Origin of the sequence: Novosphingobium soli (genome assembly GCF_042432915.1) — a bacterium.
GTDB classification, from domain to species: Bacteria; Pseudomonadota; Alphaproteobacteria; order Sphingomonadales; family Sphingomonadaceae; genus Novosphingobium; species Novosphingobium soli.
The window spans coordinates 32,216-55,796 of record NZ_JBHLWK010000002.1 but is presented as its reverse complement, the minus strand read 5'-3'; the positions used below and the strand labels follow the sequence as shown (position 1 = coordinate 55,796).

Genomic DNA, 23,581 nt, shown 5'->3' with positions numbered 1-23,581 from the left:
GGGCCGACCCGCGCCGAAGCTGCCCAAAGCCTCGCCATCCCGATGGAAATCCTTCAAGTAAGGGCAAATTCCATAGGAGATTGAGAGTGACTCGGCATCTTCCCTGGCTTCTGGTGGCGATCCTCGGCGCGGTGGCGCTGGGGGTCGTCGCCGTCTCTCGCGGAGAAGCCGTCAACGCGCTCTGGATCGTGGTCGCGGCGGTCTGCACATTCCTCGTCGCGTACCGCTACTACGCGCTCTACATCGCGCGCCACGTGATGCGGCTCGATCCCAGCCGGCCCACGCCGGCGACACGGCGCGCCGACGGGCTGGACTACGTCGCGACCGAACGCACCGTCCTGTTCGGCCACCACTTCGCCGCGATCGCCGGGGCCGGTCCGCTGGTCGGACCGGTGCTGGCCGCGCAGATGGGCTACCTGCCGGGCACCTTGTGGATCATCGCCGGCGTCGTGCTGGCAGGCGCGGTGCAGGACTTCATGGTCCTGTTCATCTCCATGCGCCGCGACGGCCGCTCGCTGGGCGAGCTCATCCGGATGGAGATGGGCCAGGTCGCCGGTACGATCGCGCTGTTCGGCGCCTTTATGATCATGGTCATCATCCTCGCGGTGCTGGCGCTGATCGTGGTCAAGGCGCTCGCCGAAAGCCCCTGGGGCATGTTCACCGTCGCCGCCACGGTGCCGCTGGCGATCCTGATGGGCATCTACACCCGCTGGATCCGCCCGGGCCGCATCGGTGAGGTGTCGATCCTCGGCCTCGTCGGCCTGCTCGCCGCGATCGTCTATGGGCAGGCCGTGGCGCAATCGCCGTTCTGGGGGCCGCTGTTCACCTTCACGCCGGTGCAGCTGTGCTGGATCCTGATCGGCTACGGCGCCGTCGCCTCGGTGCTGCCGGTGTGGCTGCTGCTCGCGCCGCGTGACTACCTCTCCACCTTCCTCAAGATCGGCGCGATCGCCGCACTCGCGATCGGCATCGTTATCATGGCACCGCCGCTGCGCATGCCGGCGACGACGGTGTTCACCGCCGGAGGCGGGCCGGTGTGGTCGGGCGGGCTGTTCCCGTTCCTGTTCATCACCATCGCCTGCGGAGCGGTGTCCGGCTTCCACGCCCTTATCGCCAGCGGCACCACGCCCAAGCTGATCGCCAGCGAGGCGGACGCTCCCTTGATCGGCTACGGCGCCATGCTGACCGAGGCCTTCGTCGCCATCATGGCGCTGGTGGGGGCCTCCATCCTCGATCCCGGCATCTACTTCACCATGAACAGCCCGGCCGCGCTGCTGGGCACCGACCCGGTGAGCGCGGCGAGCGCGGTCACCGCCATGGGCTTCCCGATCTCCGCCGACACCATCGCGCAGACCGCCCGCGACGTCGGCGAGCACACCATCATCTCGCGCGCGGGCGGCGCGCCGACGCTGGCGGTGGCGATGGCGGAGATCTTCTCCCACGTGGTCGGCGGCCCGGCCATGAAGGCCTTCTGGTACCACTTCGCCATCCTGTTCGAAGCGCTCTTCATCCTCACCGCCGTGGACGCCGGGACCCGCGCCGGCAGGTTCATGCTCCAGGACCTGATCGGGCTGGCGGTCCCGTCGTTCAAGGAGACCAGTGGCCCCGCTCCCGCAATCGTGGCGACGGGGCTCTGCGTGGCGGCCTGGGGCTTCTTCCTCCACCAGGGCGTCACCGATCCCCTCGGCGGCGTGAACACCCTGTGGCCCGTGTTCGGCATCTCCAACCAGATGCTCGCCGCCATCGCGCTGATGCTGGCGACCGTGGTGCTGTTCCGCCTGAAGCGCGAGCGCCTGGCATGGGTGACGGTGGTGCCGACGGCCTGGCTGCTGGTCTGCACCCTCTCGGCCGGCTGGCTCAAGCTGTTCTCGGCCGATCCGGCGATCGGCTTCCTCGCTCACGCCGGCACGTTCGCGGCGGCGGCGGAGAGCGGCGAGGTTCTCGCCCCGGCGAAGACCATGGCGCAGATGGAGCGCGTGATCTTCAACGATCGCGTGGACGCCGCGCTGGTCGCGCTGTTCCTGGCCGTGGTCGTGGCGCTGTTGGTCTTCGCCATCAGGACCTGCATTGCCGCCCGGCGCTCCGCCGCGCCGACTGCGCACGAGATCCCATCCGCCGCGGAGCTCGCTGCGTGAGCGGGGCGCTCGGCAAGCTGCGACGGATGGCGCACCTGATGGTGGGCCTGCCGGACTACGACGCCTACCTGCGGCACATGCGCCTCCACCATCCCGAGCAGGCGGCGATGACCCGTACCGAATTTTTCCGTGATCGCCAGGCCGCCCGCTATGGCGGCAGGAACGGCGGGAGGTGCTGCTAAGGCGGGGTTAGCGGCACCTTAGCGCAGCGATAGCGAGCAAGCGCGAGCGCTGGCGGTCCCCCTCGCGGCGACCGCCAGCTCCTTACTGCACCGGAGCGGCCGGCGCTGTGCCCGTTGCTGGGGCCGTTGCTGGCGCCGTTGTCTCCTCCAGCCCGCCGCCCAGCGTGCGGTAGAGCTCGACCAGGTTGCTGGCCTGCGTCAGGCGCGTGGTCACCAGCTGCTGTTCCGCGGCATAGGCGGTGCGCTGGGCATCGAGCGTCGTCAGGAACGAGTCGACGCCGGCGCGGAACCGGGCCTCCGACAGCCGCGAGGCGACCTGTGCGGCCTGCGCTCGGCTCGTCTGCGCCGCCACCTGCTCGCCGATCCGGCCGCGCTGCGCCAGGGCGTCGGCGACCTCGCGGAAGGCCGTCTGGATCGCCCTCTCGTAGGTCGCGACGGCGACCTGCTGCGAGGCGCGGGCATATTCCAGATTGCCCGTGCGGCGTCCGAAGTCGAACAGCGGCAGCCCGATCGCGGGAGTGGCCGTGTACGTGAGGGTCCCGTCCTTGAAGAGGCCTGACAGCGCCGTGCTGATGGTCCCGATCGTGCCGGTGAGCGAGATCGTGGGGAAGAAGGCTGCGCGCGCCGCGCCGATGTTGGCGCTTTCCGCAATCAGCTGGTGCTCGGCCTGGAGCACGTCGGGGCGGCGCAGCAGCACGTCGGACGATACGTCCGACGGCAGCGCGTCGCGGGTGGCCGGCTCCGCGCCGAGCCCGGTCGGCAACAGATCGGCCGCGACGGTCGTGCCCACCAGCAGGTTGAGCGCGTTCTGGTCGCGGGCGACACTCGTCTCGAGCGCGGCGATGTCGTTCACCGCCCCCTGGTAGCTCGTCTCCGCCTGCCGCACTTCCAGCTCCGAGCCGATGCCGACCCTGAACTGCTCGCGGGTGAGCCGCAGCGTTTCCTCGAAGGTCCGCAGCGTCTGGCGCGAGAGGCGAAGCTGCTCCGCGTCCGAGGCCATCGTCAGCCAGGCGTTCGCGATCTCGGCGATCAGGCTGATGCGGGTCGAGCGCTGCGCTTCCTCGCTCGCGAAGACCTGCTCCTGCGCGGCCCGCGTCAGATTGCGGATGCGCCCGAAGAGGTCGAGCTCGAAGGACGAGATCCCCGCACTGACGGAGTAGATCTCCAGGTCCTGCGCGATGTTCACCCCGGCGCCGCTGCCGCCGCCGCCACCGCTGACCGCGCCCGAGACGTTGTTGGTGTAGGTCCCCGATCCGTTGGCGTTCACGGTGGGCAGCAGGTCGGCGCGCTGGACCCGCAGTTGTGCGCGGGCCTGGAGGACGTTTCCGGCGGCGATCCGCAGGTCGCGGTTGTTGGCAAGGCCGGTCTCGATCACCTGGCGCAGGCGTGGGTCGAGGAAGAAGTCCCGCCACCCGACGCGAGTCACGTCGGGGGCGTCGCTGGCGGCGGCGGGATAGACCCCGCCCTGTGGCAGCGTCGGCGGCACGGCACCGGCCGGCCTCTCGTATTTAGGAGCCAGGTTGCAGCCGGTTAGCAGCGTGGTAGCGGCCAGCAGGACGATGAGCGGCTTGGTCATGGTAGTCAGTGTCCCTGCGGCGCGATGCCGCCGTCGGAAGAGCGGTTCCCACCGTCGGGTTCGACGTCGGAGTTGGCCGAGGGCCGGTCATGCTGGCCGTGCTTGAACAGGCGGCTGACCACGACGAAGAACATGGGAACGAGGAAGATCGCGAAGATCGTGGCGGACAGCATGCCGCCCACGACGGCGCGGCCGATCGCGTTCTGGCCACCGGCACCGGCACCGCTGGAAACGGCGAGCGGCAGCACGCCGAACACGAAGGCGAGCGAGGTCATGAGGATCGGGCGCAAGCGCAGCTTGGCCGCCTCCATGGCCGCATCGAAGGCATTCATGCCCGCCTGCACGCGCTCTTCCGCGAACTCGACGATGAGGATGGCGTTCTTGGCGGAGACGCCGATGGTGGTGATGAGGCCGACCTGGAGGTAGATGTCGGCGTTGAGCCCGGTCAGCCAGGCGGCGAACACCGCACCGACCACGCCCAGCGGCACCACCAGCAGCACCGCGATCGGCACCGACCAGCTTTCGTACAGCGCGGCAAGGCACAGGAACACCACGGCGAGCGAGAGCGCGTAGAGCGCAGGCGCCTGGCCGCCGGAGAGCCGCTCTTCATAGGACAGGCCGGTCCATTCGAGCCCGGTGCCCGGCGGCAGCTTGCCCTGTATCTCCTCGATCGCCTGCATCGCGCCGCCGGTGCTCAGCCCCTGGCCGGGCGCGCCCTGCAGCTGCATCGCGGGCTGCCCGTTGTAGCGGGTGAGGATCACCGGCGCCGTCTTCCAGGACACCGTGGAGAAGGCTCCGAACGGCGCCATCTCGCCGCTGGTCCCGCGGACGTAGAAGTCCTCGATCGCCTCCGGAGAGGAGCGGTAGGCCTGGTCCGCCTGGATATAGACGCGCTTGGTGCGTCCGCGGTCCAGGAAGTCGTTGACGTAGGCGCCGCCCCAGGCGGTCGAGATCTCCGAGTTGATCGCGCTGAGATCGAGCCCCAGCGCTCCGGCCTTGTCCTGGTCGATGTTGACGTCGAGCTGCGGCGCGTCGTCGAGGCTGACGGGCCTGACCTGCGCCAGGCGCTTGTCACCCGCCGCCATGCCGAGGAGCTGGTTGCGCGCGGCCATCAGCTTCTCGTGGCCCATGTTGGTCTCGTCCACCAGCCACAGGTCGAAGCCGGTGGCGTTGCCGAGTTCCTGCACCGCGGGCGGCACGAGGGCGAAGATCGAGGCGTCGCGGTACTTCGCGAAGGCGCCCATGGCCCTCTGAACGATGGCGGGGGCGCGGTTGTCGGCGCCGCTTCGGTCCTCCCAGTCGCGCAGGCGCACGAACGCGATGCCCGCGTTCTGCCCCTGCCCCGCGAACGAGAAGCCGCTGATCGTGAAGACCGATTCCACGTTAGCCTTCTCGTCGTTGAGGAAGTGGTCGCGCACCACGTTCAGGGCGCGCTGCGTGCGCGGCAGCGTGGCGCCCGAGGGCCCCTGCACCAGCGCGAACATCGTGCCCTGGTCCTCTTCCGGAAGGAAGCCGCTCGGCAGGCGCGTGAACAGCAGCACCATGGCCCCCACGATCAGCAGGTAGACCAGGCCCGACCGCTTCCACCCGGTGGCGGTGCGCCGCACGCCGTGCTCGTACTTCTCCGTGCCGCGGTCGAACTTGTCGTTGAACCAGCGGAAGAAGCGGGCCAGCAGGCCCTTGCCCTCGTGTTTGGTGGGATCGTGGGGCTTGAGGATCGTCGCGCAGAGCGCCGGGGTGAGGATCAGCGCCACCATCACCGAGAGCGCCATGGACGAGACGATAGTGATCGAGAACTGGCGATAGATCACGCCGGTGGAACCGCCGAAGAACGCCATCGGCAGGAACACCGCCGAGAGCACCATGCCGATGCCGATCAGCGCGCCGCTGATCTCGTCCATCGACTTGCGCGCGGCTTCCTTGGGAGAGAGGTGCTCGGTCTGGATCAGGCGCTCGACGTTCTCCACCACGACGATGGCGTCGTCGACGAGCAGGCCGATGGCCAGGACCATGCCGAACAGGGTCAAGGTGTTGATCGAGTAGCCGAGCACCGACATCACGCCGAAGGTGCCCAGCAGCACCACCGGCACGGCGATGGTCGGGATGATCGTGGCGCGCCAGTTCTGCAGGAACAGGAACATCACCAGGAACACCAGCACGACCGCCTCGACGAGCGTGTGCACGACCTGCTCCACCGAGAGGCGGACGAAGGGCGTAGAGTCGTAGGGGAAGGCGACCTTGACGTCCGAGGGGAAGTTCTTGGCGATCTGCTGCACCTCGGCCTTCACCTGGTCGACGGTGTCCAGCGCGTTGGCGCCGGACGCCAGGCGGACGCCGAAGCCGGATGCGGGCTTGCCGTTGAACTCGGTCTCGAAGCCGTAGATCTCGGCGCCCAGTTCCACCCGCGCCACGTCGCGCAGGCGGACGATGGCACCGCCCTGCGCCGTGCGCAGGCGGATGTTGCCGAACTCCTCGGGTGTCTGCAGGCGGGACTGGACCGAAACCGTCGCGTTGAGCTGCTGCTCCTTGGAAGCGGGCAACTGGCCGAGCTGGCCCGCCGCGACCTGGGCGTTCTGCGCCTGGACCGCGGCGGTCACGTCGGCGATCGTCAGGTTGTAGCTGCGCAGCTTGAGCGGATCGACCCAGATGCGCATCGCGTACTGGGTACCGAAGATCTGCAGCTCGCCCACGCCGTTGATGCGGCTAACCGGGTCCTGCAGCTGGCTGACGATGTAGTCGGACAGGTCGGTGGCGCTGTGGCTGCCGTCCTCGGAATAGATCGCGGTGACGAGCAGGAAGCTCGCGGCAGACTTCGCCACGGTCACGCCCTGGCGCTGCACTTCCTGCGGCAGCAGCGAGGTCGCCGCCTGCAGCTTGTTCTGCACCTGGACCTGCGCGATGTCGGGGTCGGTGCCCTGCTCGAAGGTCAGGGTGATGGTGACGCGTCCGGCCGACGAGGACGAGGACGAGAAGTAGCGCAGGTTGTCGATGCCGCGGAGCTGCTGCTCGATGATCTGCGTCGTGGTGCGCTCCAGCGTCTCCGCGTCGGCACCCGGATAGGTGGCGTTGATCGTCACCGTGGGCGGCGCGATCTCGGGGAACTGCGAGACGGGAAGGCTGCGGATGGCGAGGATGCCCGCCATCATCAGGACAATGGCGATGACCCATGCGAAGATGGGCCGGTCGATGAAGTAACGCGACATCTGCGGATTACCGTCCCTGGCCCTGCTGCGGCGCAGCGGGCGCAGCGCCGGCGCGTCCCGCCTGGCCCTGCTGCTTGCTGGGCTGGCCCGGCTTGACCGGAACCGGCTTCACCGCTGCGCCCGGGCGCAGCATCTGGGCGCCTTCCATGACCACCTTGTCGCCAGGCTTCAGCCCGCCGGTGACCAGCCAGCTGGTGCCCACCGTGCGCGGCGCCGTGATCTTGCGGAGCTCCAGCTTGTTCTGGGCGCCGACGACCAGCACGGTCGGATTGCCCTTCTCGTCGCGCGAGACGGCCACCTGCGGCACCAGCAGGCCGTTGGACTTGGTGCCTTCGACGAACTCCGCGCGCACGTACATGCCGGGCAGCAGGAGCCCGCGGCTGTTGCCGAACTGGGCACGGATGATCTGGCTGCCGGTGGTCGGATCGACGGTCACGTCGGTGAACTTGAGCACGCCCTCCTCGGGATAGACGCTGCCGTCCTCCAGCTTCAGCCGGACCCGCGCCGCGCCGCCGCTGGAGAGCTCGCCCGCGAGAAGCTGCTGGCGCAGCCGCAGCACGTCGGCGCTCGACTGCTGGATGTCAACGAAGATCGGATCGAGCCGCTGGATGGTGGTGAGCGGATCGGTCTGCGCGGCGGAGACGAGCGCACCCGTGGTGTAGGCGGAGCGGCCGATCCGGCCCGAGATGGGGGCGCGGATGGTGGTGCGCGCCAGATCGATCTGGGCGTTGCGCAGCGCCGCCTGCTGCGCGGCGACGTCCGCCTGCGCCTGCTGGGCGCCGGTGACCGCGTTCTCGGCCTCCTGGCGGGAGATCGCGTTGATCTTGACCAGTTCGTTGTAGCGGCGCGCCAGCGCGGCGGTGGAGGCGATCGCGGCGCGCGCGCGGCCCAGCGCCGCGCGGGCGCTGGCGACCTGCGCCTCGTAAGGGGCGGAATCGATCTGGTACAGTGGCTGCCCGGCGCGCACCTGGTCGCCCTCGGTGAACAGGCGCTTCACGATCAGGCCGTTGACCTGGGGGCGCACGTCCGAGCTCTCATAGGCGCTGGTGCGCCCGGGCAGTTCGGTGGTGAGCATCACCGGCTCCTCGCGCACGGTGACGATTCCGACCTCCGGCGGCCCCGCAGGCGCCTGCTGCTGCCCGCCTCCTCCGCATGCGGAGAGAAGCAGCACGATGGCCGGAGTGATCTTTTTCATGGAACGCGTCCGTTCTAGGAGTTATGCGAGTGAACGTTCACTCATGGATTTGCGCGCCTCTATTGCGTTGCAACATGAAATGCAAGGCGGAAGGCGCACGTGGCAAGCGACGGAACAACAGAGCGGACCCGGACGGCGCGGTCCCTTGCACGCCGCCAGCATCTACTGGACACGGCGCGTAACCTTTTTGTCGAGCGTGGGTTCCATCAGACCGGAATGGCGCAGATCGCCAGCGCCTCGGGAATCGCGGTGGGGCAGATCTACCGGGACTTCGCGAACAAGGAGGCGATCGTCGCCGCCATCTGCGAGGCCGACCTCGTCGGATGGCTGGAGGAGGCGCGGCTCCAGGCGGCGGTGGAGGCCGGGAACACGCAGGCGATCCTCGAATGGGTCGAGCGGATCGGCACGGACGAGCCCTCGCCCGAGGACCGCCGGCTGATGTGCGAGCTGCTGGCCGAAGTCGGCCGCAATCCCATCATCGAGCAGGTCAACGGGAAGGTCGAAGCGCGGGTGCGCGCCAGCCTGGAAGCGGCCCTGAAGTCGATCGCGCCCGCGGCCTCCGAACGGCGGCGGTCCACCATGATGGACTTCATCATGACGCTGGCCTGGGGCATCATGGCGAGGATCGAGCTGGCGCCCGGCCGCGACCACGCCGACTTGCGCGGATACGCCGCGGCCCTCCTGCGCAGGGAACTCGCCGCCCTCGACGCATGATCACGCCCCCCGGCGCAACCGACCCGAAGAACCGCAGGCGCCTCGCCGCTCCCGCCGGCGATTTCCGGCGCGAATCCTTGCGTGGCAACACTGGACAACGTTTCCGCGTTGTATCATCCTCCAACAATGCCGGCCGAAAATACGGTCGCACGAGAGGACCTTGGGATGATCGAGAACAACGAAGTCGATTCGGGCGAGAAGGCCATCATTCTTCTGCAGAGCCTGATCTGCTACTTGCGTGAAAAGAACGTGCTGTCCCGCGCCGACCTCGAAGAGCTGCGCGACCGCGTGGAAGCGCGCATGGCAGCGAACGAGACCAGCCTGCCCTGCGGCGCCGCTATTGCCGCGGCCGCGGCCTCGGAAATGCGCGAACTCGACGACTACTGCGGCCGGCGCTACGGCGGCAAGCACCGCCGCCGCGTGAACTGACGCAGCCCCCCGGGCCGGCGAATCGCGGGCTCGCAGACGGCCGCGCCTTCGGGTCGGCCTCGGGCTACCGTGCCAGCTGTTTCCGATGCGAGCCGATCCTCGGATCAGCGACTCGCGACCATCATGATCGCGCCGAACGCGGGGCACGCGCACCGATCCGCCTGGACGCCGACGATCGAGGCCTCGAAGTCCAGGATTGGGCGGGCCGAGAACCGCAGCCTGCGAACCCTTTCGGTATCCCGACTACCCGGCGAGCGCGGCCTTGACGGCGGCGATCGCCTCGGCGGCCTTGGCTCCCTCGGGACCGCCGCCCTGTGCCATGTCGGCACGGCCGCCGCCGCCCTTTCCGCCCAGCGCCTCGACACCCTTGCGGACGAGATCGACGGCGCTGATCGTGCCGGTGAGGTCCTCCGTCACCGCGGCGGCGATGCTGGCCTTGCCCTCGTTCACCGCGACGATCGCCGCGACGCCCGAGCCCAGGCGCTGCTTGGCCTGATCGAGCAGGCCGCGCAGTTCCTTGGGATCGAGCCCTTCGAGCACCTGGCCCGAGAACTTGACGCCGCCGACATCCTCGTCCGCCGCCTCGGCCTTCGCCGAACCGCCGCCGAGCGCCAGCGCCTTCTTCGCCTCGGCGAGTTCGCGCTCCAGCTTGCGGCGTTCGTCCAGCAGCGCCGCAACGCGGGCCTCCACCTCCTCCGGCGTCGTGCGCAGGAGGCTGGCGGCGTTCTTGAGCGCATCCTCGCGGCCGACCAGCCACTGGCGCGCGCCCTCCCCGGTCATCGCCTCGATGCGGCGCACGCCTGAGGAGACGGCGCTTTCCGAGACGATGCGGAACACGCCGATGTCGCCGGTGGCGCGCACGTGGGTGCCGCCGCACAGTTCGACCGAATAGGTCCGCTCACCCGAGCTGCGGCCCATCGAGAGCACGCGCACCTCGTCGCCGTACTTCTCCCCGAACAGGGCCATGGCGCCCGCGCCGATCGCATCGTCCGGGGTCATCAGGCGCGTGAGCACCTGCTCGTTGGCGCGAATCTCGGCATTCACCTCGGCCTCGATCGCCGCGGTGTCCTCCTCGCTCAGCGCCTTGGGATGCGAGAAGTCGAAGCGCAGGCGATCGGCCGCGACCAGCGAGCCCTTCTGGGTGACGTGGTCCCCCAGGCGGTTGCGCAGCGCCGCATGCAGCAGGTGGGTGGCCGAGTGGTTGGCGCGCACCGCGTCGCGGCGCTCGGCATCGACGGTCAGCTGGACGGCATCGCCCACCTTGATCGTGCCGGCTTCGACGGTGCCGCTCATGGCGTGGAGGCGACCCAGCGGCTTCGCCGTGTCGGTGACTTCGATGCGCAGGCCGTTGGGACCCGCGATGATGCCGCGGTCGCCCTCCTGCCCGCCCGATTCGCCGTAGAACGGGGTCTGGTTGGTGAGCACCACGACCTGCTCGCCGGCGCTCGCGCTCGGGACTTCCCGGCCGTCCTTCACCAAGGCGACGACCTGGCCTTCGCCGGTGGTGGAGGTGTAGCCGGTGAACTCGCTGGCGCCCTCGCGCTCGGCGATGTCGAACCAGACCTCGCTGTCGGCCGCCTGGCCGGATCCCTTCCAGGCCGCGCGGGCCGCCGCCTTCTGCTGCGCCATGGCGGCGTCGAAGCCGGCGCGGTCCACGGTGACCCCGCGCGATCGCAGCGCGTCCTCGGTCAGGTCATAGGGGAAGCCGTAGGTGTCGTAGAGCTTGAACGCGGTCTCGCCCGGCAGTTCCCCGCCCTCGCCCATTTCGGCGGTGGCTTCGTCCAGCAGGCGCAGGCCGTTGGAGAGGGTGCGGCGGAACTGGATCTCCTCGCGCTCCAGCGTCTCCTCGATCAGCGGCTGCGCGCGGCCCAGCTCGGGATAGGCCTGTCCCATCTCGGCGACCAGCGCGGGCACCAGCCGGTGCATCAGCGGATCGCGCGCGCCGAGCAGGTGCGCATGGCGCATGGCGCGGCGCATGATGCGGCGCAGGACGTAGCCGCGGCCTTCGTTCGAGGGCAGCACGCCGTCGGCGAGAAGGAAGCTGGTCGAGCGCAGGTGATCGGCGATCACGCGGTGGCTGGCGCGACTGTCGCCCTCGGCGGGAACCCCGGTCAGGCTCTCCGACGCCGCGATCAGCGCCTTGAAGGTGTCGATGTCGTAGTTGTCGTGGACGCCCTGCATGACGGCCGAAATGCGCTCGAGCCCCATGCCGGTGTCGATCGAGGGCTTGGGCAGGTTGCCGACGATCTCGCCCGCGGCCTGCTCGAACTGCATGAACACGAGGTTCCAGATCTCGATGAAGCGGTCGCCGTCCTCTTCCGGCGAGCCCGGAGGGCCGCCCCAGATGTGCTCGCCATGGTCGAAGAAGATCTCCGAGCACGGACCGCAGGGCCCCTCGTCCCCCATCGCCCAGAAGTTGTCCTTGGTGGCGATGCGGATGATCTTCTGCTCGGGCAGACCGGCGATCTTCTTCCACAGGTCGAAGGCTTCGTCGTCGGTGTGGTAGACGGTGACGAGCAGCTTCTCTGCCGGCAGGCCCCACTCCTGGGTCAGGAGCGTCCAGGCGTGGGTGATCGCCTGCTCCTTGAAGTAGTCGCCGAAGGAGAAGTTGCCCAGCATCTCGAAGAACGTGTGATGGCGCGCGGTATAGCCGACGTTGTCGAGGTCGTTGTGCTTGCCGCCGGCGCGAACGCATTTCTGCGACGAGGTGGCACGCGGGGTCGAGCGGGTCTCGAGGCCCGTGAAGACGTTCTTGAACGGCACCATGCCGGCGTTGACGAACATCAGCGTCGGGTCGTTGTAGGGCACCAGCGGCGCCGACTGCACGGCCTCGTGCCCGTTGCGCGCGAAGTAGTCGAGGAAGGACCTGCGGATTTCGTTCGTCGTCTGCATGATCCGCGCCGATAAGCCACGCGCGCGAGGTCGGCAAGCGGTTGTGAGCGGTCAGACTGTTCGGGAATTGCGATGACATGCCGCAAGGCGGTGGGTGGTGGCCGGCGGGCAAGGCTTGCGAGGATCGGTGCCGGGCCATTGCGGCCCGCCTCGATGGGCCGACGTCTGCGTAGACAACGACGTCCTCACCAATCCCGCGACGCACCCTGCGGGCATCGGGATCTGCGGGGATGGGGTCGCGAGCCCTGCACCTCGCCGGAGCACGACCGCCCGGCGCCATCGGCGCGGCCAATCACTCTGAGAAGAACTGCCATCGGGTGCCGGACGGTTCGCTCCCCATATGGGCGGCATGTTCAAACTCGAACAATCGCTTGCGCTGCCCCTGCGGCATCTCGTCAACCCCGTCCGCCTCGGCGTCGGTGCCGGCGTCGCGGTGGCCGGCATCGCCCTTACCGTGGCGCAGCTCATGGCCGGTGCCTGACACGTGCGTTGCCGGGGTGGCCGATGAGAGGCCGGCGTGGTGAAGTTCCGGGGCGCAACCAGACGCTGCTGCCGCTGCTGCGCACGTCGAAGCATGCGAGCCTCGCGCCACGCCGCGGGGCCTTCGACAAGCTCAGGCTGAGCGGGGGTGGTGAAGATGCGCAGCTTGAGGAGGGCCGGGCTGAACGGCGAACTACCCTCGGGCACATCACGCCGCTCATGCTGAGCTTGTCGAAGCATGCGAGCCGCGCGCCCGTCCCGCCGCCTTCGACGAGCTCTGGCCGAGCAGCTTGGGTCGTGCCGCCTCTCTGGCGAACTCCCCCGCCCACGGCGAAACGCCCCGGCTTGGGTGCCGGGGCGCGGAGTGTTTCAGGTGTCGTCGTCTTCCGAGGGGCCGACCATCATCTCCTCGGCCAGCCCGTCGGTCTTGGCGCGGATCGCCTTTTCCAGGCGGTCGCAGACGTCCGGGTTGGTCTTCAGGTAGGTCTTGGCGTTCTCACGCCCCTGGCCGATGCGGATCGAATCGTAGCTGAACCAGGCGCCCGACTTCTCGACCAGGCCCGCCTTGACGCCGAGGTCGAGGATCTCGCCGATCTTGGACACGCCTTCGCCGTACATGATGTCGAACTCGACCTGCTTGAACGGGGGCGCGACCTTGTTCTTGACGATCTTGACGCGCGTGGCGTTGCCGACCACCTCGTCCCGGTCCTTGATGGCGCCGGTGCGGCGGATGTCGAGGCGAACCGAAGCGTAGAACTTGAGCGCGTTGCCGCCCGTGGTGGTCTCCGGGTTGCCGTACATGACGCCGATCTTCATGCGCAGCTGGTTGATGAAGATCACCATGCAGCGCGAACGGCTGATCGAGCCGGTGAGCTTGCGCAGCGACTGGCTCATCAGGCGGGCCTGCAGGCCGACGTGGCTGTCGCCCATCTCACCCTCGATCTCGGCACGGGGGACGAGCGCGGCGACCGAGTCGACCACCAGCACATCGATCGCGTTCGAGCGCACCAGCGTGTCGGTGATCTCCAGCGCCTGTTCGCCGGTGTCGGGCTGCGAGACGATCAGCTCGTCGATGTTGACGCCCAGCTTCTTGGCATAGACCGGGTCGAGCGCATGTTCGGCGTCGATGAAGGCCGCAGTGCCGCCCATCTTCTGCGCTTCGGCGATGCAGTGCAGCGCCAGCGTGGTCTTGCCCGAGCTTTCCGGGCCGTAGATCTCGATCACGCGGCCGCGCGGCAGGCCGCCGACGCCGAGCGCGATGTCGAGCCCCAGCGAGCCGGTGGAGATCGCTTCGACCTGCATGGTCTCCTTGGAGCCCAGCTTCATCGCGCTGCCCTTGCCGAACGCACGGTCGATCTGCGCGAGCGCGGCTTCGAGCGCCTTCTGACGGTCCATCGATTCCTTTTCCTTGCCTTCCTGGATCAGCTTGAGCTGAGCAGCCATGTCACTTCCCTCCTGCTACCTGCCTGACCGGAAAGGTCAACGTCACGGGAGGATATGTATCCTCTTTGTTCTCCTGGAACAAGAGGTGAACTTTGGGTCTTTTCCGTTTTTTAACCGCCCGCGGTGCGAGCCAGAACATCCCCGACTTTTTCGGAAAGCTGCTGCACCGAGAACGGCTTGGGCATGAACCACGCATTGGTGATGCCGATCTGCTTGCGCAGCTGCTCCTCGGCATAGCCGGACATGAACAGCACCGGCAGGTCCGGTGCGAACCGCCGGATCTCGCGGGCCATCGCCGGACCGTCGAGCGTGGGCATGACGACGTCGGAGACGACGAGGTCGAACCGGCCGCCCTCCTGCACCAGCTCCAGCCCCTCCTCGCCGTCGCGCGCGCAGGTGACCTTGTAGCCCTGGCGCGTGAGGGCGCGCTCGGCGACGACGCGCACCGGGTCCTCGTCCTCGACCAGCAGGATCGAGCCGCCGCCCGCCCACTGCGTCGGCGGCGGCTCGGGCGCGACGGCCTTCTCGGGCACGCTGCCCGGCGCGGCGTGGTGGACCGGCAGGTAGACGGTGAAGCGGGTGCCCCGGCCCACCTCGCTCTCGGCAAAGATGAAGCCGCCGGACTGCTTGACGATGCCGTAGACGGTCGAAAGGCCAAGCCCGGTGCCCTTGCCCTGCTCCTTGGTGGTGAAGAACGGCTCGAAGATCTTGCCGAGGTTCTCGGGCGGGATGCCGCCGCCGCTGTCCTCGACGATGAGCGCGGTGTACTCGCCCGCCGGGATGATCTCGCTGCGCATGGCGCGCACGTCGGTGGTGGTGATCTTGCGGGTGGCGAGGACCAGCCGGCCCGAACCGTCGCCCCGGCTCTGCATGGCATCGCGGGCATTGACGGCGAGGTTGACGATCACCTGTTCCAGCTGGGTCGGATCGGCGCGCACCGGACCGAGGTCGCGATCGTGGGTGACGGCGAGCTGGATCTTCTCGCCGATGAGCCGCCGCAGCATCTGCGACACGTCCGCCACCACGTCGGGCAGCTGGATCACCTCGGGCCGCAGCGTCTGCTGGCGCGAGAAAGCGAGGAGCTGCCGCGTCAACGAGGCGGCGCGGTTGGAGTTGGCCCGGATCTGCTGGATGTCGTCGTAGTCCGAATCGCCCGGCGTGTGGCGCATCAGCATGAGGTCGCAGGTGCCCAGGATGGCGGTGAGCACGTTGTTGAAGTCGTGCGCCACGCCGCCCGCGAGCTGGCCGACCGCCTGCATCTTGGTGGCCTGCGCGACCTGCCGCTTGAGCCTGATCTCCTCCGACGAATCGGTCAGCCCGAGGAGGACGGCGGCGTCGCCCAGGCCGCGCACGCCGGCGAGGCTGAGCGAGACCGGATCCTCGGGCTGGCTGGCAAGCCGCACGGCGAGGTCGCCCGCGGCCGCCGGCCCCTGCGCGAAGCGGCGGATCGCCTCGGACAGCGCGCGCTTGTCCTCGCGCACGACGAGGTCGGTGGGATACGTCGGCGAGGGCTGCCCCTCCTGCCCCGCGGCCCGCATGAAGGCCGGATTGGCGAACAGCAGCCGCCCGTCGCGATCCACCATCGCGAGCCCGAGCGGCAGCTGGCTCAGCAGCGCCTCGAGGTGCGGCGCCGAACCGGCTCCGCCGCCGCTCGAACCGATGCCCTGCGCCGCCTCGACGACCAGCATCAGCGAGGGGGTGACGGCCGGGTCGGGCTCGTCCGGGCGGTCGGGGTCGGCGACCGGGACGTGGTAGAGCACCAGCGCGCCGCCGCGCCCGCCCTCGCGCGCCCAGCCGATGCGCTCGCCCTCGTCCTGGCTCAGCAGGCCCACGAAGTCGGCGCCGGTCATGTCCGCCTGGGCATCGCCGGCGGCGCGCAGGGCGAAGCCGGCGCTGGCGGCGCGGATCACGCCATCGGGATCGACCAGCGCGGCCGCGATACCGGCCCTGGCGAGGCCGCGGCCCAGCTTGCCGTCGAGCGCGGCGACGAGATCGCCCACCGGGTCGGCCGCATCCGTGGCGGTGATGCGCCAGACGAGGAAGTCGTCGCCCCGGCCGACCCGGCGGGCATCGGCGCGCCAGTGCGTGCCCTCCTCGTTCGCCACGTCGGCGGTGCCGTGCCCGTCGCGCCAGGCCCGGCGGGTGGCGTCTGCCAGGCGCTCGGCCGAGGCGAGCGTCACCGGCAGGCGCGGCGGGGCCCCGGCGCCGAACCAAGCCTCGAAGCAGGCGTTGGCGCAGGTGAGGCGGCCCGCCCGGTCGGTGATGGCGATCGCCGTGTCGGTGCGCTCGATCGCGGCGATCGTGACCGACCAGTCGGGCTGCGCGAACTCGACCTCCGCGGCCGGCGCGCTGCGGCGCGACAGGAACCAGGCCAGCGCGCCGAACACCAGGATCGCCGCCAGGAACACGCCCGTCAGCACCCCGTCCGCCGAGACCAGCCAGACCAGCGCGACACTCAGCAGCAGGGCGAGGGCGACAAGGAGCAGGTCGGACGAACGCCCCGCCCTCTCCGCTCCGGCCATCATGCGGCGGGCTCCGACCCCGCTTCCGGCGCGGGCAGCGTCCTGCTGGGACGCAGGCGGCGGGCCTGGTGCTTGCGGCCGATCCACCAGCGCCAGAACCAAACCGAGACGAAGTAGCCGATCGCCGCGCAGAGCACCGAGATCACGAACAGCCCGACGACCAGCGCCGGCGCCGCGTCGGACAGCAGCCAGCCGGCCCATTCGCCGGCGCCCGCACCGCTCTGGTAGAGCGCGTAGAAGGTGGAGAGGTCCGCGTGGTATCCCAGGAGGTTGCCGACCCAGATCGACGCGGCGAGGATCAGCGGCGTCGTCGCCGGGTTGGACAGGAAGGTCATGGCCGCGGCGATCGGGATGTTGCCGCGACAGGGCACGCAGAGCAGCGCGGCGCCGACGATCTGGATCCCGGGGATCAGCGCGAAGATGCCCACCAGCAGGCCGACCGCGACGCCGCGCGGGACCGAGCGGCGGGTGAAGCGGAACAGTTCCTGCCGCCGCGCGAAGGGAGCCGTCAGCCGGTTGGCCGCGAGCTGCTGGTGCGTGGGCATCTGGCGGTGCAGCCAGGCCGAGAGGCGGGCGAGCAGCGCGCTCATCCGTGGTCGCGCATGATGCGGGCCTGGTCGCGCTTCCACTCGCGGTCCTTGATCGTGTTGCGCTTGTCCGCCGCGTTCTTGCCCTTGGCGAGCGCGAGCTCGACCTTCGCCCGGCCGCGGCTGTTGAAGTAGATCGACAGCGGCACCAGCGTCATGCCCTTGCGCTCCACCGCGCCCTGCAGGCGCGAAATCTCCCGCTCGTGCAGCAGCAGCTTGCGCGGGCGCTTGGGCTCGTGGTTGTAGCGGTTGCCATGGCTGAACTCGGGAACGTTGGCGTTCACCAGCCAGCACTCGCCGCCGCGGATCTCGGCGAAGGATTCGACGATCGAGCCCTCCCCGAAGCGCAGCGACTTCACTTCGGTGCCGGTGAGCGCGATGCCCGCCTCGAACTTGTCCTCGATGAAGTAGTCGAAGCGGGCCTTGCGGTTCTCCGCAACTGTCTTGGCCTTGTCGAAAACGGAGTTCTGGGGGCGTGCCATGGTCAGCCGCATGTAGGGATGTGCGCGGCAAAAGGAAACGCCCCATTGATCCGCTTCCGGGCGGGCGATGCGGGAAGCGGGACGACCGGCTCAGTCGTGTTGCAGGTAGATGTCCAAGTGGACGAGCCTGCCCGCGGCACCGAACTGGTAGACGGTGCAGGAATTGACCACCGTCTCGGCATGCCCGCGCGGCTGGTTGTGCTCCGTCAACTCGAGGAACACGCGGTCCCCGACCTCGCTGATGCGGTGGAACTCGGCCCAGAAGTCGGTCGTGGTCGCCCACTGCATCAGGAGCCCGCGATAGACCTCCCAGCCCATCGCCACCTTGTCGTTGCCGACCCGCTCGAACGCCTCCGTGTCGAGCATGGCGGCCAGCTCGTCCCAGCCGCTCTCGTCGAAGCCGGGGTCCTTGGCGCGCTCCACGGTGCGCTTGATGCAGTCGGTATAGGCCAGGACCCTGCGCGCATGGTCTCCGGTGACGGAGTCGCGATCGGTCCAGGTCGTCGCCGATGTCGGCGCACGCGATGCAGTGGTGGCCATCTTGCACTCTCCCGCTCTTGTCGTTTGTGCCGGAGTGTTCTCCCTCCGCGGCGGCTTGGCAAGCGGGCGCGAGATCGCGATGGCGTCGTTTGGCGCCGATGACGAGGAGTTAACGCCCGATCCGCCCGAAAACCGGTGCGAGGCGACTTGCCAAGTACGCCTCGCACGGGAAAGTAGCCGAGCGAATTCGGGGGAATGACACAGGATGCGATCGAACTACCGTGCCGGGCCGGCAGGCCTGCTGCTGCTGCTGCTTACGACGACCGCGGCGCACGCGGCTCCGCCTCCGCTCGATGCATACGGTGATCTCCCAAGCGTCGAGGACGTCGCCATCTCACCCGACGGGACGTCCACCGCCAACGTCCTGCAGGTAGGGGGCCAGCGCCGGGTGGTCGTGATCCGTGACGACAAGGTCGTGTTCAACGTGCCCGCCGGCTCCATCAAGGTCCGCGGGATCGAGTGGGCCGACGACGAGACGGTGCTGCTCACCAACAGCGCGACGGTGGCGATGTACGGCTTCACCGCCAGCAAGTACGAACTTTCCGGCACGGTCATCCTGCCGACGAAATCCAGCGGTCAAGCCAGCCTCGTGTTCGGCAAGTCGCGCGAGATCGCCGACACCACGCGCGGCCGCTACGGCATCCGCACCATCGACGGGCAGACCGTCGGGTACTTCGGCGGCATTGCGCTGGACACCAGCGGCATGACCCCGCGCTTTCAGCATGGGCGTTCCACGCTCTACGCCGTGGATCTCAAGACCAACCGGGCCCGCGCGGTCGCCTCCCCCGCGGGCGAGGACCACTTTCGCGACTGGCTGGTGGACGGCAAGGGGAACGTGGCGGTCACGCTGGACATCTCGGAGACGAGCGGCACCTGGAAGATCACCCTGGCCAAGGGCGCCGAACTGGCGCGCGGCGTCGATCCGGCCGGCCATGTCGGGCTGATCGCCTTCAGCCGGGATGGCACGGGCGTCATCTACGAGGTCGAGGACGACGAGGGCGACAAGCGCTGGTTCAAGGTCCCGCTGGCAGGCGGCCCCTCCGAGGAAATCCTGAGCGACATCGGCATCGAGCGCATCTTCGTCGATCGCGGCACCGGCAACATGATCGGCTATCGCACCTCGGGCGAACATCGCGCGACGGTGATGAGCGACCCGGTCCACCAGAGCGCCCTCGACCGGATATTCAAGGCCTTCTCCGGCCGCGAGGTCAACCTCGTGGACTGGACGCCGGACTTTTCCAAGGTGATCCTGCGCACATCCGGCAACAAGGACAGCGGCACCTGGTACCTGGTCGATGTCGCGCGGCGGCGTGCCGATCCCATCGCCGACGAGCGGGCGGACATCGCGCCCGCCCACGTCGGACCGATCTCCCAGGTCGAGTACGCTGCGGCCGACGGGCTGGCGATGAGCGGCGTGCTCACCCTGCCGCCCGACCGCGAGGCGAAGAACCTGCCGGTGATCCTGCTGCCGCACGGCGGTCCCGCCTACCACGACACGACGAGCTTCGACTGGTGGGCGCAGGCCTTCGCCTCGCGCGGGTACGCGGTGTTCCAGCCCAACTTCCGCGGCTCGACCGGCGGTTCCGACGCCTTTCGCCATGCCGGGGATGGGGAATGGGGCCGCAAGATGCAGACCGACATCTCCGACGGGCTCGCCGCGCTGGCGAAGCGCGGCGTCGTCGACCCCAAGCGGGCGTGCATCGTCGGCGCCAGCTATGGCGGCTATGCCGCGCTCGCCGGGGTGACGCTGCAGCAGGGCCTGTATCGCTGCGCCGTTGCGGTGGCCGGTGTCGCCGATCTCAAGCTGATGTACGCCACCGACGTGCGCGAGAGCGGCGATTCGCAGATGCTGAGCAAGGTGCTGCGCGAGCAACTGGGCGACCCGAAGGGCTACTCCGAGGTCTCCCCCCGCCGCTTCGCCGCGCGCGCCGACGCACCGGTCCTGCTGATCCACGGCAAGGACGACACCGTCGTGCCGTACAAGCAGAGCCAGGTCATGGCAGACGCGCTGAAGGACGCCGGCAAGCCTTACGAGCTGGTGACGCTGGCGGGCGAGGACCACTGGCTCTCGCAGGCGGAGACGCGCAAGAAGATGCTGTCCGAGACGATGCGCTTCGTCGAGAAGAACAACCCCGCCTATTGAGCGGAGGGCGGCCGTCCCGGTCTCTCCGGGACGGCCCCTCAGACCGGGCCAGCTTTAGACCCGCCAGCCTCAGACGAGCCCGGCGTGGACCAGCGCTTCGTCGACGGCGGTGCGGGCCTTCTCGCCGCAGGGGACCAGGGGAAGGCGCAGTTCGTTCTCGATCCAGTCGTGGACTTGCGCCAGTGCGTACTTGCACGGGCCCGGCGAGCTGTCCTCGAACATGGCGTAGTGGAGCGGGTAGAGACGATCGTTGAGCTCGCGCGCCTTCTCCAGGTCGTTGGCCGCGCAGGCCGCCTGGAACTGGGCGCAGAGCGCGGGCGCGACGTTGGCGGTGACCGAGATGCAGCCGACCCCGCCCGCGGCGTTGAAGGGCAGCGCCAGCTCGTCGTCGCCGCAGAGCTGCACGAAGCCCTTGCCGATGCCCATGCGGTGGTCGGTGACGCGGCTGAGGTCGCCGCTGGCGTCCTTGATGCCGATGAAGCGCCCGGGGTAGCGGCGCGCCAGCTCGCAGACCGTCTCGGGCAGCAGGTCGGTCACGGTGCGGCCCGGCACGTTGTAGAGCACGATCGGCAGGTCGTTGTTCTCGGCCAGGTAGCCGAAGTGCGCCAGCAGGCCGTCCTGGCTCGGGCGGTTGTAGTAGGGCGCGACGAGCAGCGCGGCGGCAGCGCCGCACTTCTTGGAGAAGTTCATGTGCAGCAGCGCGTTCATCGTGTCGTTGCTGCCGCAGCCGGCGATCACCGGCACCCGCCCCGCCGCCTGCTCGATGCAGACTTCGATCACGCGGTGGTGCTCGGCGTTGGACAGCGTCGAGTTCTCGCCGGTCGTGCCGCAGGGCACCAGCGCGGAGGACCCCGATTCGATCTGCCAGTCGACCAGGCGCCGGAAAGCCTGCTCATCGAACGCTCCGTCGCGAAACGGTGTGACAAGCGCGGGAATCGAGCCGGAGAACATGGACTTTACCTCGTATCGTGGCCAGTGATCGCCCAGGGCCGGGGAACAATCCCACCCTCCGGACGTCACGTTCAGCGCCTGATAAGGAGCCTCCCTCGAAAATGTCCAGCATGTTGCGCGCCCCCCACCTGCTGCTGAGCATTTCCCTCGCCGTTTTCGCCACCCCCGCCCTCGCCCAGACCGGACTTTCGGCGGGCGGCCAGGATGGTCGGGAGTGGGATGCGGCACGCGCCCGGGCCATGCAGTCGCACGACATGGCGGTCCACCAGTCGGTCGAGCGCTGGAAGCTGCTGTCGAGCAACGACCGCATGGGCTTCGCCGCCTATTCGGGCTTCCTGCTCAGCTACCCCGGCTACCCCCAGCAGGATAAGATCCGGGGTTACGCCGAGAAGGCGCTGCTGACGGAGATGCCGTCACCCACCGCCGTGGTCGCCTTCTTCGACCGCTATGCCCCGATCACCAGCGAGGCGGCCGGTCGCTACGCCGTGGCGCTGTCCACCATGCGGCGGGCCGAGGCCGGGACCGCCGCCGTCGCCGCCTGGCGCATGGGCGGGCTCACCCCTTCGGACGAGACGGCGCTGCGCAGCCTGTACGGCAATCGGCTCACCAGCGCCGACCACGACGCGCGCATGGACGCGCTGCTCTGGCAGGGGGAACGGGCGCAGGCGGAGCGGCAGGTCTCCTTCGTCTCGGCCGGCCGGCGCAGCGAGTTCATGGAGCGCCTGACGCTGCTGCAGGGCTCCGCGCCGGGAACGATGGGGCTGTCGCTGCCTTCGCAGGTCGCATCCGATCCCGGCTACGTCTACAATCGCGCGGTGCAGGCGCGGCGTTCGGGCAACCTGCCGGGCGCCGTCTCGCTGCTGGCCAACCGGCCGCCGCTTTCCCGCCCCGCCGCCGAGCCGGAGCTGTGGGTGCGCGAGCTGCTGACGGTGGCGCGCGGCGCCGACGCCGCCAGCGCGGTGCGGATCGCCAGCGGCATCGACGAGGCCTTCCCGGCCGGCACCGACATCAGCCGCCAGTCCTACCGGCTGCGTGACGACTATACCTCGCTCGTCTGGCTGGGCGGCACCAAGGCGCTGTGGTCGCTGGGCGACGCCCGGCGCGCGGCGCCGCTGTTCTACCGCTACGGCGCCGCCGCGCAGACGCCCGGCACCCGCTCCAAGGGCTTCTACTGGGCCGGCCGCGCGCTGGCCATGGCGGGGGACACGGCCGGGGCGAACCGCTACTTCGAGATGGCCGCGCAGTACCCCCACTACTTCTATGGCCAGCTCTCGCTGGAGCGGCTGGGGCGCCCGATCCCGAACCTCGACACGCGGCCCGCGGTCGTGCCGAGCCCCGCCCAGCGCGCCTCCTTCGCCGGCCTGCCGATCACCTACGCCGTGCGCGACGTCGCCCGCGATGCCGACTGGCGCACCGGCGTGCAGTTCTTCCGCGAGATCTCCGACCAGGCGCGCACGGTCGAGGACCACGTCCTCGTCGCCGAGCTGGCGCAGCAGATCGGGCGGCGCGACCTCGCCGTGATCCTGGGCCAGAGCGCCCACGCCGACGGCCATGGCGAGTTCGGCAGGATCGCCTTCCCGCTGATCCCGACCCCGGCGGGCACCGACTGGACCATGGTCCACGCCCTGGCCCGGCAGGAGAGCCAGTTCGCGCAGAACGCGCTCAGCCACGCCGGGGCCCGCGGGCTCATGCAGCTGATGCCGGGCACCGCGCGCGAACAGGCGGGCAAGATGGGGCTGGCCTACAGCGAGTCCGCGCTGGTCTCCGACGCCAGTTACAACATCCTGCTGGGCGACGGCTATTTCCGCCGGGTCAAGGACTACTTCGGCGGCGCGGTGCCGCTGGCGGTCGCCGCCTACAACGCGGGCCCGGGCAACGTGAACAAGTGGCTGCGCGCCAACGGCGACCCCCGCACCGGTGCGATCGACTGGATCGACTGGATGGAGCAGATCCCGATCTACGAGACCAAGAACTACGTCCAGCGCGTGCTGGAGAACGCCGTCGTCTACGAGACCATGTACCCGGAGAAGTCGGACTACAACGGCGCCAACAAGCTTTCGCGGCTGATGCCCGGCAAGCGCAAGCCGGGCTGAAGCGGGAGGCCGGC

17 protein-coding genes are annotated in these 23,581 nt (G+C 69.3%); 7 read left to right on the top strand and 10 right to left on the bottom strand.

Going from position 1 to position 23,581, the window contains the following annotated elements; genetic code table 11:
- The first annotated feature begins 86 nt into the window (after positions 1-86).
- Together ACFFJC_RS01230 and ACFFJC_RS01225 are read left to right on the top strand one after the other, a co-directional pair.
- Positions 87-2,135, top strand: coding sequence for a carbon starvation CstA family protein (locus ACFFJC_RS01230; RefSeq protein ID WP_379485759.1), 2,049 nt, complete (start codon positions 87-89; stop codon positions 2,133-2,135).
- Entirely contained in the window at positions 2,132-2,317 is a 186-nt protein-coding gene (locus tag ACFFJC_RS01225; RefSeq protein WP_379485758.1) for a YbdD/YjiX family protein, read from the top strand. The genes ACFFJC_RS01230 and ACFFJC_RS01225 overlap by 4 nt, the downstream gene beginning before the upstream one ends.
- An 82-nt stretch (positions 2,318-2,399) precedes the next feature.
- Here ACFFJC_RS01225 and ACFFJC_RS01220 read toward each other — a convergent pair whose 3' ends face one another.
- Genes ACFFJC_RS01220 through ACFFJC_RS01210 form a run of 3 tightly spaced genes read right to left on the bottom strand, consistent with a single transcriptional unit; the run spans position 2,400 to position 8,291 of the window.
- Entirely contained in the window at positions 2,400-3,893 is a 1,494-nt protein-coding gene (locus ACFFJC_RS01220) for an efflux transporter outer membrane subunit (RefSeq protein ID WP_379485757.1), read from the bottom strand.
- A 5-nt stretch (positions 3,894-3,898) separates the two neighbouring features.
- Positions 3,899-7,096: an efflux RND transporter permease subunit gene (locus ACFFJC_RS01215; protein WP_379485756.1), complete on the bottom strand. Its 3,198-nt coding sequence runs from the start codon at positions 7,094-7,096 to the stop codon at positions 3,899-3,901.
- Between the two features lie 7 nt (positions 7,097-7,103).
- Complete coding sequence (locus tag ACFFJC_RS01210) at positions 7,104-8,291, bottom strand: efflux RND transporter periplasmic adaptor subunit (RefSeq protein ID WP_379485755.1); 1,188 nt, start codon at positions 8,289-8,291, stop codon at positions 7,104-7,106.
- Positions 8,292-8,390: 99 nt separating this feature from the next.
- Here ACFFJC_RS01210 and ACFFJC_RS01205 point away from each other — a divergent pair, with 99 nt between their 5' ends.
- Together ACFFJC_RS01205 and ACFFJC_RS01200 are read left to right on the top strand one after the other, a co-directional pair.
- Positions 8,391-9,005 carry a TetR/AcrR family transcriptional regulator gene (locus ACFFJC_RS01205; RefSeq protein ID WP_379485754.1) on the top strand — a complete coding sequence of 205 codons (615 nt, stop codon included), beginning with the start codon at positions 8,391-8,393 and terminating at the stop codon, positions 9,003-9,005.
- Positions 9,006-9,170: 165 nt separating this feature from the next.
- Complete coding sequence (locus tag ACFFJC_RS01200; RefSeq protein ID WP_379485753.1) at positions 9,171-9,434, top strand: hypothetical protein; 264 nt, start codon at positions 9,171-9,173, stop codon at positions 9,432-9,434.
- Between the two features lie 243 nt (positions 9,435-9,677).
- On the opposite strand, the gene alaS is transcribed toward ACFFJC_RS01200, so the two are convergent.
- On the bottom strand, positions 9,678-12,326 hold the full coding sequence (alaS, locus tag ACFFJC_RS01195) for an alanine--tRNA ligase (protein WP_379485752.1): 2,649 nt from the start codon (positions 12,324-12,326) through the stop codon (positions 9,678-9,680).
- A 349-nt stretch (positions 12,327-12,675) separates the two neighbouring features.
- On the opposite strand from alaS, the gene ACFFJC_RS01190 reads away from it, so the two are divergent.
- Entirely contained in the window at positions 12,676-12,807 is a 132-nt protein-coding gene (locus ACFFJC_RS01190; RefSeq protein ID WP_379485751.1) for a hypothetical protein, read from the top strand.
- 368 nt (positions 12,808-13,175) lie between these two features.
- Here the strand turns inward: ACFFJC_RS01190 and recA are convergent, their stop codons facing one another.
- The 5 genes from recA to ACFFJC_RS01165 all read right to left on the bottom strand — a co-directional run bounded on the left by recA (position 13,176) and on the right by ACFFJC_RS01165 (position 18,380).
- Positions 13,176-14,249: a recombinase RecA gene (recA, locus tag ACFFJC_RS01185; RefSeq protein ID WP_379485750.1), complete on the bottom strand. Its 1,074-nt coding sequence runs from the start codon at positions 14,247-14,249 to the stop codon at positions 13,176-13,178.
- A 110-nt stretch (positions 14,250-14,359) separates the two neighbouring features.
- Positions 14,360-16,774 (bottom strand): hybrid sensor histidine kinase/response regulator, encoded by a 2,415-nt coding sequence (locus tag ACFFJC_RS01180; RefSeq protein WP_379485749.1) that lies wholly within the window; start codon positions 16,772-16,774, stop codon positions 14,360-14,362.
- Positions 16,771-17,361, bottom strand: coding sequence for a DUF2062 domain-containing protein (locus tag ACFFJC_RS01175; RefSeq protein ID WP_379485748.1), 591 nt, complete (start codon positions 17,359-17,361; stop codon positions 16,771-16,773). The genes ACFFJC_RS01180 and ACFFJC_RS01175 overlap by 4 nt, the downstream gene beginning before the upstream one ends.
- Positions 17,358-17,840 carry an SsrA-binding protein SmpB gene (gene smpB, locus ACFFJC_RS01170; protein WP_379485747.1) on the bottom strand — a complete coding sequence of 161 codons (483 nt, stop codon included), beginning with the start codon at positions 17,838-17,840 and terminating at the stop codon, positions 17,358-17,360. Before smpB ends, ACFFJC_RS01175 begins: the two co-directional genes overlap by 4 nt.
- A gap of 90 nt (positions 17,841-17,930) precedes the next feature.
- Positions 17,931-18,380 carry a hypothetical protein gene (locus tag ACFFJC_RS01165; protein ID WP_379485746.1) on the bottom strand — a complete coding sequence of 150 codons (450 nt, stop codon included), beginning with the start codon at positions 18,378-18,380 and terminating at the stop codon, positions 17,931-17,933.
- Between the two features lie 205 nt (positions 18,381-18,585).
- Between ACFFJC_RS01165 and ACFFJC_RS01160 the strand changes: the two genes are divergently transcribed.
- Positions 18,586-20,523 carry an alpha/beta hydrolase family protein gene (locus tag ACFFJC_RS01160; protein ID WP_379485745.1) on the top strand — a complete coding sequence of 646 codons (1,938 nt, stop codon included), beginning with the start codon at positions 18,586-18,588 and terminating at the stop codon, positions 20,521-20,523.
- A gap of 69 nt (positions 20,524-20,592) precedes the next feature.
- Here the strand turns inward: ACFFJC_RS01160 and dapA are convergent, their stop codons facing one another.
- Positions 20,593-21,474, bottom strand: a complete 882-nt coding sequence (gene dapA, locus ACFFJC_RS01155; RefSeq protein WP_379485744.1) for a 4-hydroxy-tetrahydrodipicolinate synthase — start codon at positions 21,472-21,474, stop codon at positions 20,593-20,595.
- Between the two features lie 101 nt (positions 21,475-21,575).
- Here dapA and ACFFJC_RS01150 point away from each other — a divergent pair, with 101 nt between their 5' ends.
- Positions 21,576-23,567 carry a lytic transglycosylase domain-containing protein gene (locus tag ACFFJC_RS01150; protein ID WP_379485743.1) on the top strand — a complete coding sequence of 664 codons (1,992 nt, stop codon included), beginning with the start codon at positions 21,576-21,578 and terminating at the stop codon, positions 23,565-23,567.
- Positions 23,568-23,581: the final 14 nt, after the last annotated feature.

Bases quoted from the DNA above. Each gene is read 5' to 3' on its own strand.
- ACFFJC_RS01220 (WP_379485757.1), bottom strand. From the start codon at position 3,893: ATGACCAAGCCGCTCATCGTCCTGCTGGCCGCTACCACGCTGCTAACC.
- ACFFJC_RS01215 (WP_379485756.1), bottom strand. From the start codon at position 7,096: ATGTCGCGTTACTTCATCGACCGGCCCATCTTCGCATGGGTCATCGCC.
- ACFFJC_RS01210 (WP_379485755.1), bottom strand. From the start codon at position 8,291: ATGAAAAAGATCACTCCGGCCATCGTGCTGCTTCTCTCCGCATGCGGA.
- ACFFJC_RS01200 (WP_379485753.1), top strand. From the start codon at position 9,171: ATGATCGAGAACAACGAAGTCGATTCGGGCGAGAAGGCCATCATTCTT.
- alaS (WP_379485752.1), bottom strand. From the start codon at position 12,326: ATGCAGACGACGAACGAAATCCGCAGGTCCTTCCTCGACTACTTCGCG.
- ACFFJC_RS01190 (WP_379485751.1), top strand. From the start codon at position 12,676: ATGTTCAAACTCGAACAATCGCTTGCGCTGCCCCTGCGGCATCTCGTC.
- recA (WP_379485750.1), bottom strand. From the start codon at position 14,249: ATGGCTGCTCAGCTCAAGCTGATCCAGGAAGGCAAGGAAAAGGAATCG.
- ACFFJC_RS01180 (WP_379485749.1), bottom strand. From the start codon at position 16,774: ATGATGGCCGGAGCGGAGAGGGCGGGGCGTTCGTCCGACCTGCTCCTT.
- ACFFJC_RS01175 (WP_379485748.1), bottom strand. From the start codon at position 17,361: ATGAGCGCGCTGCTCGCCCGCCTCTCGGCCTGGCTGCACCGCCAGATG.
- smpB (WP_379485747.1), bottom strand. From the start codon at position 17,840: ATGGCACGCCCCCAGAACTCCGTTTTCGACAAGGCCAAGACAGTTGCG.
- ACFFJC_RS01165 (WP_379485746.1), bottom strand. From the start codon at position 18,380: ATGGCCACCACTGCATCGCGTGCGCCGACATCGGCGACGACCTGGACC.
- ACFFJC_RS01160 (WP_379485745.1), top strand. From the start codon at position 18,586: ATGCGATCGAACTACCGTGCCGGGCCGGCAGGCCTGCTGCTGCTGCTG.
- dapA (WP_379485744.1), bottom strand. From the start codon at position 21,474: ATGTTCTCCGGCTCGATTCCCGCGCTTGTCACACCGTTTCGCGACGGA.
- ACFFJC_RS01150 (WP_379485743.1), top strand. From the start codon at position 21,576: ATGTCCAGCATGTTGCGCGCCCCCCACCTGCTGCTGAGCATTTCCCTC.